This is a genomic window from Maridesulfovibrio ferrireducens (assembly GCF_900101105.1).
GTDB classification, from domain to species: Bacteria; Desulfobacterota; Desulfovibrionia; order Desulfovibrionales; family Desulfovibrionaceae; genus Maridesulfovibrio; species Maridesulfovibrio ferrireducens.
This window is the reverse complement of sequence record NZ_FNGA01000005.1, coordinates 188,211-203,357: the sequence shown is the minus strand read 5'-3', so window position 1 is coordinate 203,357 and position 15,147 is coordinate 188,211. Positions and strand designations below refer to the sequence as shown.

At 42.9% G+C, this 15,147-nt stretch carries 11 protein-coding genes; 4 read left to right on the top strand and 7 right to left on the bottom strand.

The window, feature by feature from the left end; genetic code table 11:
* Positions 1-2: 2 nt before the first annotated feature.
* Positions 3-302: a hypothetical protein gene (locus BLT41_RS15530; protein WP_092162786.1), complete on the bottom strand. Its 300-nt coding sequence runs from the start codon at positions 300-302 to the stop codon at positions 3-5.
* Between the two features lie 894 nt (positions 303-1,196).
* On the opposite strand from BLT41_RS15530, the gene BLT41_RS15525 reads away from it, so the two are divergent.
* The 3 genes from BLT41_RS15525 to BLT41_RS15515 are packed head-to-tail and all read left to right on the top strand — an operon-like array spanning position 1,197 to position 6,289.
* A complete protein-coding gene (locus tag BLT41_RS15525) occupies positions 1,197-2,330 on the top strand; it encodes a class II glutamine amidotransferase domain-containing protein (protein ID WP_092162785.1) in 1,134 nt (377 codons plus the stop codon).
* Positions 2,294-3,928 carry a glutamate synthase-related protein gene (locus tag BLT41_RS15520; protein WP_092162784.1) on the top strand — a complete coding sequence of 545 codons (1,635 nt, stop codon included), beginning with the start codon at positions 2,294-2,296 and terminating at the stop codon, positions 3,926-3,928. Before BLT41_RS15525 ends, BLT41_RS15520 begins: the two co-directional genes overlap by 37 nt.
* A 33-nt stretch (positions 3,929-3,961) precedes the next feature.
* The gene (locus tag BLT41_RS15515; protein ID WP_092162783.1) at positions 3,962-6,289 is read left to right on the top strand and encodes an FAD-dependent oxidoreductase; all 2,328 of its coding nucleotides are present in this window, start codon (positions 3,962-3,964) and stop codon (positions 6,287-6,289) included.
* A 64-nt stretch (positions 6,290-6,353) separates the two neighbouring features.
* Here BLT41_RS15515 and BLT41_RS15510 read toward each other — a convergent pair whose 3' ends face one another.
* On the bottom strand, positions 6,354-6,998 hold the full coding sequence (locus tag BLT41_RS15510) for an RluA family pseudouridine synthase (protein WP_092162782.1): 645 nt from the start codon (positions 6,996-6,998) through the stop codon (positions 6,354-6,356).
* A gap of 614 nt (positions 6,999-7,612) precedes the next feature.
* Here BLT41_RS15510 and BLT41_RS15505 point away from each other — a divergent pair.
* Complete coding sequence (locus BLT41_RS15505) at positions 7,613-7,948, top strand: NirD/YgiW/YdeI family stress tolerance protein (RefSeq protein ID WP_092162989.1); 336 nt, start codon at positions 7,613-7,615, stop codon at positions 7,946-7,948.
* Positions 7,949-8,043: 95 nt separating this feature from the next.
* Here the strand turns inward: BLT41_RS15505 and BLT41_RS15500 are convergent, their stop codons facing one another.
* The 5 genes from BLT41_RS15500 to BLT41_RS15480 all read right to left on the bottom strand — a co-directional run bounded on the left by BLT41_RS15500 (position 8,044) and on the right by BLT41_RS15480 (position 15,124).
* Positions 8,044-10,380, bottom strand: a complete 2,337-nt coding sequence (locus BLT41_RS15500; protein ID WP_092162775.1) for an ATP-binding protein — start codon at positions 10,378-10,380, stop codon at positions 8,044-8,046.
* Between the two features lie 90 nt (positions 10,381-10,470).
* Positions 10,471-11,457, bottom strand: coding sequence for a BMP family lipoprotein (locus BLT41_RS15495; protein ID WP_092162774.1), 987 nt, complete (start codon positions 11,455-11,457; stop codon positions 10,471-10,473).
* Positions 11,458-11,658: 201 nt separating this feature from the next.
* Complete coding sequence (locus BLT41_RS15490) at positions 11,659-12,597, bottom strand: DMT family transporter (protein ID WP_092162772.1); 939 nt, start codon at positions 12,595-12,597, stop codon at positions 11,659-11,661.
* Positions 12,598-12,691: 94 nt separating this feature from the next.
* Positions 12,692-13,510, bottom strand: coding sequence for a helix-turn-helix domain-containing protein (locus BLT41_RS15485; RefSeq protein WP_092162770.1), 819 nt, complete (start codon positions 13,508-13,510; stop codon positions 12,692-12,694).
* Positions 13,511-13,624: 114 nt separating this feature from the next.
* Positions 13,625-15,124 (bottom strand): phospholipase D family protein, encoded by a 1,500-nt coding sequence (locus BLT41_RS15480; RefSeq protein WP_170830389.1) that lies wholly within the window; start codon positions 15,122-15,124, stop codon positions 13,625-13,627.
* Between the last annotated feature and the right edge of the window lie 23 nt (positions 15,125-15,147).

Below are 15,147 nucleotides of genomic sequence, written 5' to 3'. Positions count from 1 at the left end.
TTTTAAATTACAAAACTCATGTCTGAGAAAACTTTCTCTTCATCATATAATGAAGGGTATTTTTCTGATATCAGATTCATTGTTTCAAAAAATGCATCCCACCCTGCTACTTCCGCCTCTTTCTTTTTATTCACAAACAATTTGAAGATCAGCCCTCTGGGGCATTTTGTCATATTCAGTTCAAGTACTCCTGCGGGCGTTGATTCCAGCCAGACGGCAGACCATGCGGTTCTGTCTCCTTCTGTTTTTTTATATTTTTCAAAATAAGCTTCGAATATTCTTTCAATTTCATCGCGCTGCATAATAATTCCTTCCTGAGTCTATGGTTGGATAAAAGTGCTTACTTTGTACTTTACTCTTTTTCTTGATTGTCAGGCAAGTTTGACTTTGCAAAGGTGAAATATTGCAAATTTGTACTTAAAGCTCTTTTTACAGGGGCTGTATTGACAAAAATGTTATAAATGTCCGTATTTGCTCAGGTGAATTAAGGTTGTTCCTTGGCTAAGAATCATTAGGGTGTATTAAATCAGTCTGTATCCTATATATAATAGGCATGAACTCGGCTTTTAGTGTTTAGTTACATTATGACAATTATGGCATTTTTAGTGGTTTGTTCTTAGATAGTTTGGTGCAGGAGCATGTTTTGTAAAAAATAGTAAGTATGGTTAAGTTTAGCCTTAATTTTGGGTATAATTTATTTTGTTAAAGAATTTCAGTTGTTTATGCTGTTTCGAAAAACGCAAAGGAGAGGGGGTCGTCTAAGGTGGGTTACGTAAAAAGAATGGAAGGGAAAGAGGTGAAATAAGAATTTCAACCAAAAAAACTTCCATTTTCGTATTTTTGTTTGCCAAAATTGTTCCTTTCTGTCATTCTGGTTTTCCTGAATCGCTCTAATCTGCAAAAAAACGACCTTTTTATTCTGGTTTTGATTCTTTTTAATGAGCACCGAATAATTTCAGCACCAATTTTGAGGGGTGGAAAGACTCAAAATGTAAAGGTGTTCGCTCGCTTGATGACAATCCTCGAAATTACTGATTAGAGCCGGGGTGGCTGAGTTAAAAATACATTTCAAGCAACATTTTCTGTAGCCGTGTAAAAGATGTTTAGAATTGAGTTGGTAAAATATACCGGATTGTATATATCTTTAAGTAACTGCAAGAATGTGGAACCTTATAATCATGGAGTGATCTGACAATATGTGCCGTTTATTTGCACTTACAAGCCGCGATCCAATTTCACCCATGCGCGCTATTGATGCTCTTAATGTAATGAAAGAAGGGCATGATGGCTCCGGTGTGGGACTATATTTGAATGGACTCAGCGGTCCGTTTGAAGAATTAAAAGATTGTCCGATTTTATCGGGTATCTTCACAGAGGCCGGCCTTCGCAGGTTGGATCAGTACATAATGGATAAGGGGTTTAAGTCTAAATTCAGTATCCTTTATACTCCTCATACTCCTCCTCCTGTCGGGACTCCTGTTCGCGGAACATATGCTGCCATTGCTTACAGTGTTCCCAGAGGATGGGAAGACATGACTGAAGCAGAGCAGGGAGTTCGTCTGGTTCAAATGCGTCTAGATCTTAAGAAGATGGGCGAAGAAACCGGCGACATGATGGTGTTCTCTTTCTGGCCTGACACAATAGTAATCAAAGAAGTCGGTGATCCTCTCGAAATCGGCCAATACCTTTTGCTTGATCGCAATAAAGACATCTATGCTCGCAGAATTCTTGCTCAGGGCAGACAGAATACCAACTACGCGATCAACCTTTATGCATGTCATCCTTTCTTTATTGAAGGCGTTGCATCCATGACTAATGGTGAGAATACCGCTTTTCTCCCCATTAAAGAATATCTTGAATCCAGAAATATTACTGGGTACAGCGGATATCAGTCAGACTCTGAAGTCTTCACTCATATTGCTCACTATGCAACTAAAAAACTCGGCCTTGATATCAGGGCATATAAACATATCATTACTCCGTTAAGTGATGGCGAATTAGCACATCATCCTGACAGAGAATTTTTGACAGACCTCAAAAGGACATGCCGCAAGCTTATTATCGACGGTCCTAACTGTGTCATCGGCTGTCTGCCCGGTGGACGCATGTTTATGACTCAGGACCGCAAGAAATTCCGCCCCGGAATTGTCGGCGGAAAAGACGGCATCTTTGGTTTCTCTTCTGAAGTTTGCGGCCTGAATGCCGCTATTCCTGATCGTGATAAATCCAAAGATTTTCAACCAATGCATCTTGATACAGCTATTGTCGGACCCGACTGCAAGGAGATTATCCAATGCTCTCAAACAGACCAATTACCCCGTCAACTTTAGGCGTAAAGGATTTGCCATGGCAAATCGAGTGGGACAAAGACCTTTGCACACAGTGCGGTCGTTGCACCTCGGTCTGTCCGGTAAATGCTATTGAACTAGGCGTTTTTCGTAAACGTGATATTAAAACTCCTATCGGTCTCAAAACAAAGGCGACCAACGAGTATTCAGTCTTTTACGGAATCAGACAGAGAACCGATCCTGCATATGGATGTATCGGTTGTTCCATGTGCAACATGGTCTGTCCAAATAATGCAATCAGGCCGAATCGCGATGAAGGTTCTACTACCCTTAAGTTTCATAGTGATCGCGGCGGGAACCCCAGAACTCGCGGTGGCCGCAGAAATTCCGGTGAAAGCCTGCTTGATCAGATCAAGTTTATGCGTATCTCCATGCTTACCGACCCTGCACTTGATGCAGGCAGGCATGAATTCAACCTGACTACTCTGCTCGGCAGGGTTCAGTCTCCCGAAGAAGGTATGAAGACCTTTGCGGAAAATGGTTGGAAACCTCCGGTAAGGGAAATATATCCTCTGGTCATCGGCGGCATGTCTTTCGGCGCACTTTCCCCCAATATGTGGGAAGGTCTGCAGATGGGCGTTGCATACCTCAATGAAGAACTCGGTATGCCTGTCCGTATCAGCACAGGTGAGGGCGGTTGTCCTCCGCGTCTGCTGCGCTCCAGATTTTTGAAATATGTAATTTTACAGGTAGCCAGCGGCTATTTCGGATGGGATGAAATTATTCATGCTATCCCAGAAATGAAAGTCGATCCATGCGCTATTGAAATCAAATACGGTCAGGGAGCTAAGCCCGGTGATGGCGGTCTGCTCATGTGGTATAAGGTTAACAAGCTGATTGCTGCTATTCGCGGTGTTCCTCAGGGAATCAGCCTGCCGAGCCCTCCTACCCATCAGACTCAGTATTCCATTGAGGAATCTGTTGCCAAGATGATTCAGTCCATGAGTATGGCCTGGGGATTCAGGGTTCCTGTATATCCGAAGATTTCAGCATCTTCTACCTCGCTTGCAGTTCTTAACAACCTGACACGTAACCCTTATGCGGCAGGACTTGCCATTGACGGCGAAGACGGTGGAACAGGCGCGGCATACAATGTGTCCATGAATCACATGGGGCATCCTATCGCAAGTAATTTGCGCGATTGTTACAACGCACTTGTCCAAACCGGAAAACAGAACGAACTTCCACTGATCGCAGGTGGCGGTATCGGTAAGTCCGGCAACCTTGCAGCTAACGCAGCAGCTTTGATTATGCTCGGCGCAAGTATGGTTCAGGTTGGTAAGTACGTCATGCAGGCCGCAGCTGGCTGTCTCGGTTCCGAGAAAGACCGCTGCAACGTCTGTAATCTCGGGATTTGTCCGAAGGGAATAACCTCGCAGGACCCACGTCTTTATCGTCGTCTTGATCCTGAAAAAGTTGCAGAACGCGTTGTTGACTTTTATCTGAGCTTCGACACGGAACTCAAAAAGATTATTGCTCCTCTCGGACGTTCGACTTCTTTGCCTATCGGCATGGCGGACGCACTCGGAATCAGTGATCGTGATGCAGCCGACAGACTCGGCATCAAGTACGTGGTTTAAAAACCGAAGCTCATGATATACCGGAGATAAAAAATGGCTACAGAAACAATATGCATAAACGGCGTTGAAGACGGTTTACGTCTTGAATCACGCATTCTTGAAGAACTCATTCAAAAGAGTGTTCGTGAAGGCGCCCGTAAGCTTAAAATAGATGCCCTTGGTCAACATGGAATTGGTGGACGGCTGTGGATTTCCAAAGAAGAACCGATTGAAATCGAAGTTGTAGGGTCTCCCGGTCAGCGTTTGGGTTCAAAAGGTTTCCCCGGAACAACCATTACTGTACACGGATCAGTTTCTGATGACGTTGGCTGGCTTAATGCCGGAGCGGAAATTATCGTTCTCGGCAACGGTTCCAACGGCGCATGTAATGCAATGGCGCAAGGTAAAGTCGTAATTAACGGGAGCATCGGTGCTCGCGGTATGACCATGACCAAAGCCAACCCGAGATTTGATCCACCCGAATTATGGGTTCTTGGATCAGTCGGTGACTATTTTGCTGAATTCATGGCTGGCGGAATCGCAGTAGTATGTGGTTACGAAGGGCAGACTCAGGAAAACGTTCTCGGGTATAGGCCATGCGTAGGTATGGTTAGCGGGCGTATTTTTGTCCGTGGACCACATGACGGTTTTTCTCAGTCAGATGCCATTCTAGAACCTATCAGCGATGCTGACTGGGCATGGCTGACCGAAAATATTAAAGAAAATCTTGCTAAAATCGGCAGGTCGGAAGCCTATGAAGATTTGATTATCAGATCTGACTGGCAACTTATCAGAGCCAAAACTCCTTTTGAGAAAACAGGAAAAGTCCGTCGCTCAATGACTGAGTTCCGTGCGAAAGTATGGGATGAAGAACTTGGACGTGGCGGTTTGATCGGAGATTTAACTGATATTGATAGATCCCCGATCGGGCTGGTTCCAACAGGTAATCTCAGAAGATATGTTCCCGTTTGGGAAAACGCTAAATATGCGGCTCCCTGTCAGAACAATTGTCCTACCGGGATGCCTGTTCAGGAGCGCTGGCAGCTTGTTCGTGACGGTCTTGTTGATGAAGCTATCGATTTAGCACTTGCATATACTCCATTTCCGGCAACGGTCTGCGGATATCTCTGTCCTAATTTGTGTATGGAAGGATGTACTCGCGGCCTTAAAAATATGCCCGCTGTGGACATCACTAAATTGGGACGTGAAGGCGTGAATAGCAAGGCTCCTAAGCTGCCACCGCTTTCCGGTAAAAAAGTAGCTGTTATCGGCGGTGGCCCTGCCGGGATCTCCATTGCATGGCAGATTCGCATGAAAGGGCATGAAGCTGTCGTCTACGATATGGCCAAAACTCTTGGTGGTAAAATTGCCTCCGCTATTCCTTCAAGCCGTATCCCTAAGGAAGTTCTTGAAGCTGAACTGAAAAGAGCTGCGGAAGTTATTCCTCACGTTCATCTACATAAAAAAATGGATAGTGATGATTTTGCAGAACTTAAGCAGGCAAATGATGCTGTTGTTCTTGCTATCGGGGCTCAGAAACCGCGCATGATTCCTATTCCCGGTCATGAAATGATTACTCCTGCACTGACTTTTCTTCAGAGTGCAGTAAAGGGTGATGCCAAGGTCGGTAAAAAAGTAGTTATCATCGGTGCCGGTAACGTCGGTTGTGACGTTGCGACTGAATGCGGACGCCTCGGCGCTGAGTCCATCACTTTGATCGATATTCAGGAACCGGCTTCTTTCGGTAAAGAAAGGAAAGAAGCAGAAGAGGCAGGAGCAAAATTCAAGTGGCCTTGTTTCACTCAGGAAGTGACTAAAGAAGGCGTTTTGCTTAAGTCCGGCGAGCTTATTGAAGCTGATACCGTGATTCTCTCCATCGGTGACACACCTGATGTTGATTTTCTTCCGGAAGGTATTGCTATTGATCGTGGTCACGTGGTTGTTAATGATCATTATCAGACCACTGATCCTAAAGTATATGCCATCGGTGACACTGTGCGTCCCGGTTTGTTGACTCATGCCATCGGGCATGGTCGTAAGGCTGCGGAAGCAATTGATGAAATATTCACAGGCAAACGTCCTGAGGCTGTTCCTAAGCAGGTTATTGACTATACCAGAATGACTCTTGAGTACTTTGATCCTCGTCTGACTGAATTTTCAGACTTGCAGCAGTGTGCAAGTGAATGTTCATCTTGCGGATCATGTAGAGATTGCGGTCTTTGCGAAACGGTCTGTCCTCAAGGCGCGATTTCCCGCAAAGCTCTTGGCGGCAAGAAGTTTGAAATGGTGGTTAATCCGGATAAATGTATCGGCTGCGGTTTCTGCGGAAACGTTTGTCCATGCGGTATCTGGAACTTGCTTGAAAACACACCGCTCGGTTAGTTCTCACTGATAAATATATAAAAAGACCACCGAAGTGATTCGGTGGTCTTTTTTTTGATTGAATCTAAAACAATGGCGGAATTTCAAATTCCAGCACTTCTTTAGTTTTGGGGTGCGTAAAGCATAAGTACCCGGCATGAAGTTTTAGCTGTCCCGGCGCTGTTCCGGTTCCATACAGCCTGTCTCCTACAATGGGACAGTTAAGCCCGAGAGGATGGGCCGAGTGAACTCTCAGTTGATGAGTACGGCCTGTACGGGGGCTAAATTCTACTCTGGTCATGCCGTTCTCTATTCCCAGTTTGCGCCAGTGAGTTACACCTAATTTTCCATGTATGGGATCATACACCTGATAGGGGCGATTATAAGGATCAAGCCTGAAAGCCATCTCTATGATGCCTTCATCTTCTTTTATAATTCCGTCCAGCAAAGCAATGTATCTTTTTTTAACCTGCCGTTTTTGAAACTGATCAATCAGTTCCCGCACCGCACGAGCCGTAAGTCCCAGTACAAGCAGTCCGGAAGTGTCCATATCAAGCCTGTGAACCGTGGGAAATTTGCGGCATTCAGGAAACATGGCCTGAACACGGGTAACCACGCAGTCTTGATTTTCAGGGCCGCGTCCGGGGACAGATAGCAAGCCGCTTGGCTTATTCACAACCACGAGCTTGTTGTCGGCATATACTATGTCTAGAAGCTTTTCTTGGCTCATTCTGATTTTATCTACTTTTATTACAAGTTAAATTGTGGAAACAACGCATTATATAAAGCAGGATTTGTATATTGTGAGTTCAGCGCTGAGTCTTGTTTGCAGTTTCCATGTTTAATATCAAGTCATTTTTCCCGCATATCATAACATTATTTAAAACGCTGGTGACGGAATAAGATCCCTCAAAAAATGTGAACAGGGTATTGTCTCTGAAAAATGTTTTTTAGTCTTTTGAATATGTATGCCTGATCATTTTTATTACAACAGTTTGATATCCTTTTAAATAGAAGAACGGAAAAATTTTTGCAGCATATTTGTGCTTTAGGCCGTAAATAGCAAAAAGTGAAAATATATTTCCTTTTAAATCAGTATGTTAAAGTTGTTTTGTGCTAAAAATCACAAGCAGGTGCGTTTTTTTGATTGCATAATCAATTAGAATTCCCTATTGTTTGATCAATCGATCAGCACAGACGTTTTTGCAGAAAAGATTTAGTGATAAAAAGCACAAGCTGAGTTCTGGTTGAGGAAAAAAGATTTAGTCAGGAAATTTTAGGATCTAAAAATATTTTATTAACTTTACTTCCATAAATATGGAACAGGTAACAGAGATGAAAAAAATGAGTGTTATATTTCTCGTTCTTCTAGTTATTGTAGCAGCCGCAGCAACCGCTGAATGTCAGGACCCAAAGTCTAACGATGTAACAACTGTAGCGGAAGCCAGAATTTCCGGCGCAGATACTAAAGCTGTTCTGCACGGACACTTCATTAAGAAGATTAACAATAATAAGTATGTATTTCAAGACGCGACTGGCGAAATAATTGTGGATTTAGGCACTGACAAAGCAGGTTCCCTGCCTGCTAACGAAAGCGCTGAAGTCTCACTTGAAGGCAGGGTCGAGCAGGACCTTATCTTCGCCGGGATCGAAGCTCAGAAAATATCCGTTCTAAACTAAGTACGGACCTCATCGGAAGTTCCTTCCGAACCTAGAAAGGTCGCCTCAATTAGGTGGTCACCTAAGCTGAATTGTCATCAGTTTTACAGGCCGCGTCAGCTGACGCGGCCTTTCTCGTTTTGTTCGTTCAGGGTGTTAACTATTTTCTCTTTTGAAACAGGTTTAGTAAGGAAAGAATCGCAGCCCGCCGTAAGTATTTTTTCTCGTACTTCAGTTAAAGCATGAGCCGTAAGAGCTACAATTTTGCATGGTGTTTTCCCTTGTTCTTTTTCCCATTCTCTTATTTTGCGAGTGCATTCATAGCCGTCAATAATAGGCATTTCAATGTCCATTAAAATTAAATCAAAATGTGAGCTGGTTCCTTTGTCAAAGCCTTCCTGTCCGTTTTTGGCAATGGTTAGTTTATGGGGAAGGTTTTTGAAAAAAAGTTCAATCAACATGCAGTTGGCATTATTATCTTCTACCAGCAGAACATTGAGAGGCGAAGTTTGAATTTCGATTGTCCGCATGTTGTTTTTTTCAGAAAGATTATGAGAAGTTTTGACTAGGATTTCTTTTGCCACTTTTTCCAAATCCAAGAGCGTGAGTGGTTTAAGCATGACATTTCCATCAAAGGACTTGTCTATATGATCATGGTCCACAGTGGCAATGAGGATAATTCTTTCTTCTTGTATTTCCAGTTTTTTTAGTGATGAGACTGTTTTTTCCCAGTTCCAGCCGTGAATATTATCTTTGATAAGAATAAGGTCATAAATCAGCCCTTTTTGTTTTTGATCATTTATCAATGTTTTAGCGGTTTCAAAAGAATGAGCTTTATCAATTCTTTTAACCGTTGAGCTGAGTCTTATTGCAAAAGCTTCGCGTGAATAATCTTGATCGTTAATCAGCAGGATAGACTTATCTTTAAGGATTGAATCGTTGGAAAAAATGACGGTACTTTTTATAAAAGGAATATCCATATGTACGGTGGAGCCGAACCCTTTTTTACTTTCAATCCAAATTTTTCCACCCATTGCTTCACAAAGGGATTTGCAAATTGAAAGACCCAGACCTGTTCCCCCGTATTGGCGTGTTGTGGAAGAGTCTGCCTGTGTAAATCTGTCAAAAATACTTTCAAGTTTGTTTTCTTCAATTCCTATCCCGCTATCCTTCACAGCAAAATGTATCCCTACCTTATTCTTATATTCAATAGATTTGTTTTCGCTCAGGGACACTTCAATAACAACAAAACCTCTTTCGGTGAATTTGATGGCGTTGCCAATGAGGTTTACAAAAATTTGTTGCAGCCTTGAAGGGTCGCCGATAATTTTTTGAGGAATATTTCTGTTGATATTGTACGCAAGTTCAAGTCCTTTGCTGTGGCCTGCAAGTGCTGTGACCTTAAATGCTTTTCCCAGTAATTGGTCGAGATCAATATCTTTATGTTCAAAGTGGGCTTGCCCTGCTTCAATTTTGCTTAAATCCAGAATCTCATTAATCAGGAGCAGCAGTGATTTTCCAGATTCTTGAAGGATTTCGATAAATCGTTTTTGTTCACTGTCCAGTCCGGAATCTTCGAGAATTTCAGCCATTCCTAGAATCGCATTCATAGGAGTTCTTATTTCGTGGCTCATCGCGGCAAGAAATTGCGATTTGGCAACGGCTCCTTTTGAAGCTTCGACAGCCATTGCTTTCGATTCAGCAATAGCTTTAACCAGTTTTTGGTTGGTTGTTTCGAGTTCGTGAGTTCGTTCCTGAACTTTGACTTCAAGGTTTAGGTAAAGATTCTTCAGATTTGTACTCATATAGTTGAAATTTAAAGCTAATCTCCCTATTTCATCTATTCTTTTGCCCACATCAACCGTAACAAATTCGCGATTGGCAATCTTTCTTGTATTTTTATCAAGCATTCCGAGAGGAGTAATCAGAATGCGTTTGAAAAAAGCATCCAAAGCGATAATTGTGCAAAGCATACATGTGCTGAAAAGAAGAATCAGACTGAGAGTTTTTTCATTAATCTGACGTTTGACCTTATCCAGTTTCAATCCAATTTCAACTCGGCCCAAAAGTTCTTCACCATTGAGAATAGAGCGAGATACAATCATTATATTGTCGCCATATTGCGGCTTGTTTTTAATTGTGTGATTTTTGGAAATAATATTTCCCGATTGCAGAAAAGGGGTACCTTCGCGGTCAAAAATTTCGCAAAAGGCTACTTGGGGTGATTGTTCGACAGAAAGGGCTAGATCTTCTATTAAAAAGAAGCTGAAACGTGGCAGGTATTCTGCGCATGAACGAGCTGTCAGAGCCGCTATGCTGCTGCCATGTTCGTAGAGGCGGTTTTCTAATGATTTTTTCTGGGAATCAACAATGTAGTACCCGAGAAAAAAGAAAAAAATCGCCAAAATAAGACCAGTGCCTATTGATATTTTCAGCCTTAAACTGTCTTTCATTTTTTAATTATGCTGAAAAACGTGTTCCGTTTTTATTTCAGTATTGTGTTTTTTGGGTGATATTTTTTTGAAAGTAAGCGAATTCTGCTTTTATTCATACTGATCTTTCTTGATAATGATTTCTTTCTTGATAATCTTCTTTCTGATTATATCAATTTTTTTCAGGATTTCGTCCGATATTTTATCGCGGGTATATTTCATCTCGCTTAAACTTACCCCATCCCCTTCCAATCCATAGTAAGTGGGACCGGAGGAAAATTTACCTTTCATTATGTCTTTTAGTTCTTCATAAGCAGCTATATCCATACGTTTTATCATGCTGGTCAGAACATTTCCTTTGGCTAAAGAATCCTGATCTGAATCAACTCCTATTGCGTATTTTCCCGAGCGCCTTGCTGCTTCTATTATTCCGTTTCCTGTAAGTCCGGCAACGGTAAAAATGATATCTGCATTATTTCCGTATTGATTCATAGCCAGCTTGTATCCTTTTTTCGGATTGTTAAATCCTGAAAAATCTCCGGCGGGGCTGAGATATTCAACAAGAACGGTTGTTCCGGGAGCTGCATATTCTGCTCCGTCGCGGAAACCTTTTTCAAACTGCTGCACAGCAGGAACCTCCGCCCCTCCTATAAATCCGATAGTGTGTGTTTTTGTCACATATCCGGCAAGAGCTCCGGCCAGGAATGAGCCTTCGTACTGTTTAAAGACGGCTGAGGAAATATTGGCAACATTCTCAATTGGAACTTCTATTATTATAAATTTTTTGTCGGGGTAAATTCCGGCCACTTGTGTTGTAAGTTCTTGATGCTGTGCACCTAGAAGAATGATTACATCAGATTGATCAGCAAGAGTGGTAAAATCTTTAAGTGTGGTTTCACCTGTTTTACGAGGCTCGAGAATTATCAATTTAAAATTGAATTCTTGCTGAGCTTTGCGAATTCCGCCGTAAGCCATGTCGTTAAAGGACATGTCCCCCAATCCAGAGGAGCCGGTAACAAATCCCACAACGGGAGGTTTTGCCCATGCTGTTGCAGCCAGAAGCAGAAGTATAAAAATAGTCGATAATATTTTTTTCATGAGAGTCACTCCCGTATTGAAATATGTGTTCGGCTGGTGAAATGTTAAAATAATTTATTTATATAAAAGCATAATAAAAAAACAATCAGAAAGACAGAGGATTAAGTGTTTATTGTTTCTTGAAAGCAGGAAACCCCTTACATTGTTTTACGCAAGGGGGTTTTTAAGAAGTTTGAGTTTAATGTTTATACATTTTATTATCTAGGCACGGCAGAGTCTTTTTTTTCTGCCGATTTTATCCCCGCACTGGGCAAGCCATACCCCGGCAAAGATTATCAGTGATGCGAGCATTTGCAGGTAAGTCAGAGTTTCATCCAAAAGAAGCCAACCGAAGAAAGCCGCAATTGCGGGAACAAGATTGATGAATGCAGATGCTTTTCCGGCAGGAAGTTTGCTCATTCCGACATTGTAAAGTCCGAATGCGCCAAGAGTTACAAATGCCCCGAGATAGCCTGCAATTATCAGAATGGTGAGCGGGTCAGGCCCAAGTCCGTCGCGAATGAGTAAGTATAGACCGGGTATAAAAAATAAACATCCTGACGCATTTTGAACAGCCGTAAGTGTCCACGGGCCGTAGTTCGCAGACAATCGTTTTACTAACAGCATGTATCCGGTCGCGCTGATCATTGCTGCGATTTCCAGCATGTTGCCAAGGATTGGGTTGGTTGCATTAATCGATGGAGAGCCTGTGAGTGACAGTACACCAACTCCTGTTATGGATATTGCCAGTCCCAGCCAGCCGATAATCGTAGTCTTTTCCTTGAAAAAGAATCCTGCTCCTACCGCAACCATCAGAGGCAGTGAGGCTGATATCAGTCCTGCTTGTGTTGCTGATGTGTAAGTCAGGGCATGAGATTCGAATAAAAAATAGAGGCAGGGCATCAAAAAAGCCAAAAGGGCAAGAGCTTTGCGGTCTTTTCCTTTTTTTACAGGTTCGGAAAGTCTGGACGTAAAAGGTATGAGGGCAAGTGTGGCAATACCGGTTCTGAGCCACATGATGGTCCACGGGTTTATGGTTGTAACCAAGTGTTTCATTGCCGCGAATGAGCTACCCCAAAGAAATACTGCGCCAAGCACAGCCAGTACAGGAAATATATTTTGCGGTTTCAAAGAATCGTCTTTCTGATGATCAGTGGTCATTGCTGGTTCTCCTATTAGGAGTGTCTTTATCGGGATGGGCTTTTTGAGTCTTGGAAAAAATTGCTATTCAGTGAGGAAGTGCTGAGATGGAAGGTTATTGACCGTAAGTATACTGACTTGGCGTTGCTCCCGTATATCTGTGGAATACGTTTGTGAAATGGCTTTGATCTGAGAAGCCGCTTTCAAGAGCAACTTGTGCAAATGGAGTTCCGGTGCGAAGTAATTTTTTAGCGTGTTCAATCCGTTGTTGAATGTGAAAGTTATGAGGAGGCAATCCGGTGGCTTCGCGGAAAACTCTGAGTAAATGATAACGGGAAAGTCCTGCTATTTGCGAGAGCTCTTTAAGGGAGACTTTGCCGGAGAGGTTCTCTGTTAAGTAGTCCCGAGTTTTTTGCACCGCTACAGGTTCTTTGGTTTTAGGTACTTTGGAGGTTATTTCGCAGTGACGGGTAAGCAATGCTGCCGCTGCTCTGGAAAGAGCCGTGTCGAGAGCGAGCCTGCCTGCTTGGGCCACAACAGTGTGTTTCAATTGAGTGAGGGAACAGGTGGCAAGCTCGTCTTCAATTACTACTGATCTGAATTCAGGCAGTCCTTCTTTTTCGGCAAGATCCCGGGAAGCCTGTTCAATAAGAGGATTGGCAAAGCTGAAAACCCTATAAGTTATCAGTGAGTTCCGGCTTGGCAGGACTCCGGAATGAACGAGGCCTGGATTAAATAGGGCTATTTCTCCTCCTCTGACAAATGAACTTTCTGCTCCGGACTGACGGCAATAGCAACCCCCGGCTTCCATTACTCCGACAGAGTGGAAGCCGTGCGTATGATTCGGGAAAGAGTGATTCGAGTTTATGACTTCCTGAATCTCTAACCCTTCGACCTCAACGGGGCGCAGGTATTGAATTTTGCCCTTGCTCATAATTTATCTCGCTGCGAAAATTTTCGCATAATCCTTATTACTAGGCAAGCTAACGGATGGGGTGGTGTCACGTCTTGTAAAAAATTGCTGCTTATGAGTTTAGGCGCGGGGGCGTCAGAGTTGATCTTTAATAGGAAGAAGGGTGTAGAATGCGTCTTTTATTCTGCGCCACAAATTTCTGGCAGGTTGAAGATAAACTTTCCTGTCGCTGTTTTTCCAGTATAGCTTTCCTTTGCTATCAATCAACACACGCCACGCATTTTCCGGGTGCATATCTCTCAGCGCAATTTGTGCTAACTGCTCACCTAAAACGGGGTCTTCGATAATAAGCCCGATTTCCGTATTGATTGCGATAGATCGTGGGTCCCAGTTCAGTGACCCTACATATGAAATTTTGCGATCAATAATAATCAGCTTGGAATGCAGCCCCAGCCATTTGGCTTTTACTCTGGGGTCTTCAGACATAATGCGGTCTTTTGCATCAGAACGTAATTCGTAAAGTTCTGCGCCTGTTTTTAGTATAGGTATTCTTTTGAATTTGTAGGCGCTGTTGGTGATAATCTGGTCATTTGAGCCTAGAGAGTTTGTTAAAATTTTAATTGATACACCTTTTTTGATCAGTCCTTTAAAATCCTCAAGGGTTTGATTGTCTGGAATGAAATAAGCCGAGATGATCAGCAGTTCTTTTTGCGGAACTATCTCAAGTCCGTTCATCCTGTGTGTATGTCTTACCTGTGTTTTGTCGGCAACGCTTACCGGAGGATCATCGTAGACTACCCATGTCTTACCGGATGTAGATTTATTTTGAAAATATTCTAAGTAGCTGTCCCAGCCTTGTTGTGGCGCTGAAAATTGAGCCAGTAAGGTCTGCGATTTTGAAATTTGTTTGTTAAGATCTTTTCTAAGCTCATCCAGCATCTTCGAAGTAATTTTTCTGTGTGCAAAAGCATCACCGGGATAGGCCAGCGCATCATTCCAGTATATATCAAATTGATGGGATATTTCTTTGACAATAGGGCCGATAGTAAGGATTTCCATATCGCGGAAATTGAAATTGGAGTTTATACCGAAATATTCATCACTGATATTTCGCCCGCCCATAATTGCGGCATGATTATCTATTACCATGAGCTTATTGTGCATTCTTTGATTTAGACGATCCATTCTGGTGATAAATTCAAACCCTTTCCCTATGGTTGTTTCTCTTCCTCTCCACGGGTTGAATACGTGGACTTCAATGTTGGGATGGGAATCAAGGATGGGAATGTTTTTGTCATTCGATATGAGGAAGTCGTCAATTAATATCCGCACTCGTACTCCCCGGTCGGCAGCAGCTATTAATCTGTCCAAAAGAAAGCTGGCGGAAGCATCATTGTGTAAAATAAATGTCTGAAGATCTATCGATTCAGTAGCCAAATCAGTTAAGAGTATACGCCACCGCAAAGCTTCATCATTACGAGCCAAAGCTAAAGACGCAGGTTTACCCTGACCGTGCAAGACTTGTAAGCGAGTTGCAAGGTCGGCGATTTTTCCTTTCGTGGCTGGAGGGTAGGCATTGTTTATAATCTTTTGAGGAGGGTGTTCAGGCAGGTAGCGGGTCGCACATGCGCTCACGAAGAGCATGACACTTAGTAGCA

Coding starts and splice junctions, on each gene's coding strand:
- BLT41_RS15530 (WP_092162786.1), bottom strand. CDS start 302: ATGCAGCGCGATGAAATTGAAAGAATATTCGAAGCTTATTTTGAAAAA.
- BLT41_RS15525 (WP_092162785.1), top strand. CDS start 1,197: ATGTGCCGTTTATTTGCACTTACAAGCCGCGATCCAATTTCACCCATG.
- BLT41_RS15520 (WP_092162784.1), top strand. CDS start 2,294: ATGCTCTCAAACAGACCAATTACCCCGTCAACTTTAGGCGTAAAGGAT.
- BLT41_RS15515 (WP_092162783.1), top strand. CDS start 3,962: ATGGCTACAGAAACAATATGCATAAACGGCGTTGAAGACGGTTTACGT.
- BLT41_RS15510 (WP_092162782.1), bottom strand. CDS start 6,998: ATGAGCCAAGAAAAGCTTCTAGACATAGTATATGCCGACAACAAGCTC.
- BLT41_RS15505 (WP_092162989.1), top strand. CDS start 7,613: ATGAGTGTTATATTTCTCGTTCTTCTAGTTATTGTAGCAGCCGCAGCA.
- BLT41_RS15500 (WP_092162775.1), bottom strand. CDS start 10,380: ATGAAAGACAGTTTAAGGCTGAAAATATCAATAGGCACTGGTCTTATT.
- BLT41_RS15495 (WP_092162774.1), bottom strand. CDS start 11,457: ATGAAAAAAATATTATCGACTATTTTTATACTTCTGCTTCTGGCTGCA.
- BLT41_RS15490 (WP_092162772.1), bottom strand. CDS start 12,597: ATGACCACTGATCATCAGAAAGACGATTCTTTGAAACCGCAAAATATA.
- BLT41_RS15485 (WP_092162770.1), bottom strand. CDS start 13,510: ATGAGCAAGGGCAAAATTCAATACCTGCGCCCCGTTGAGGTCGAAGGG.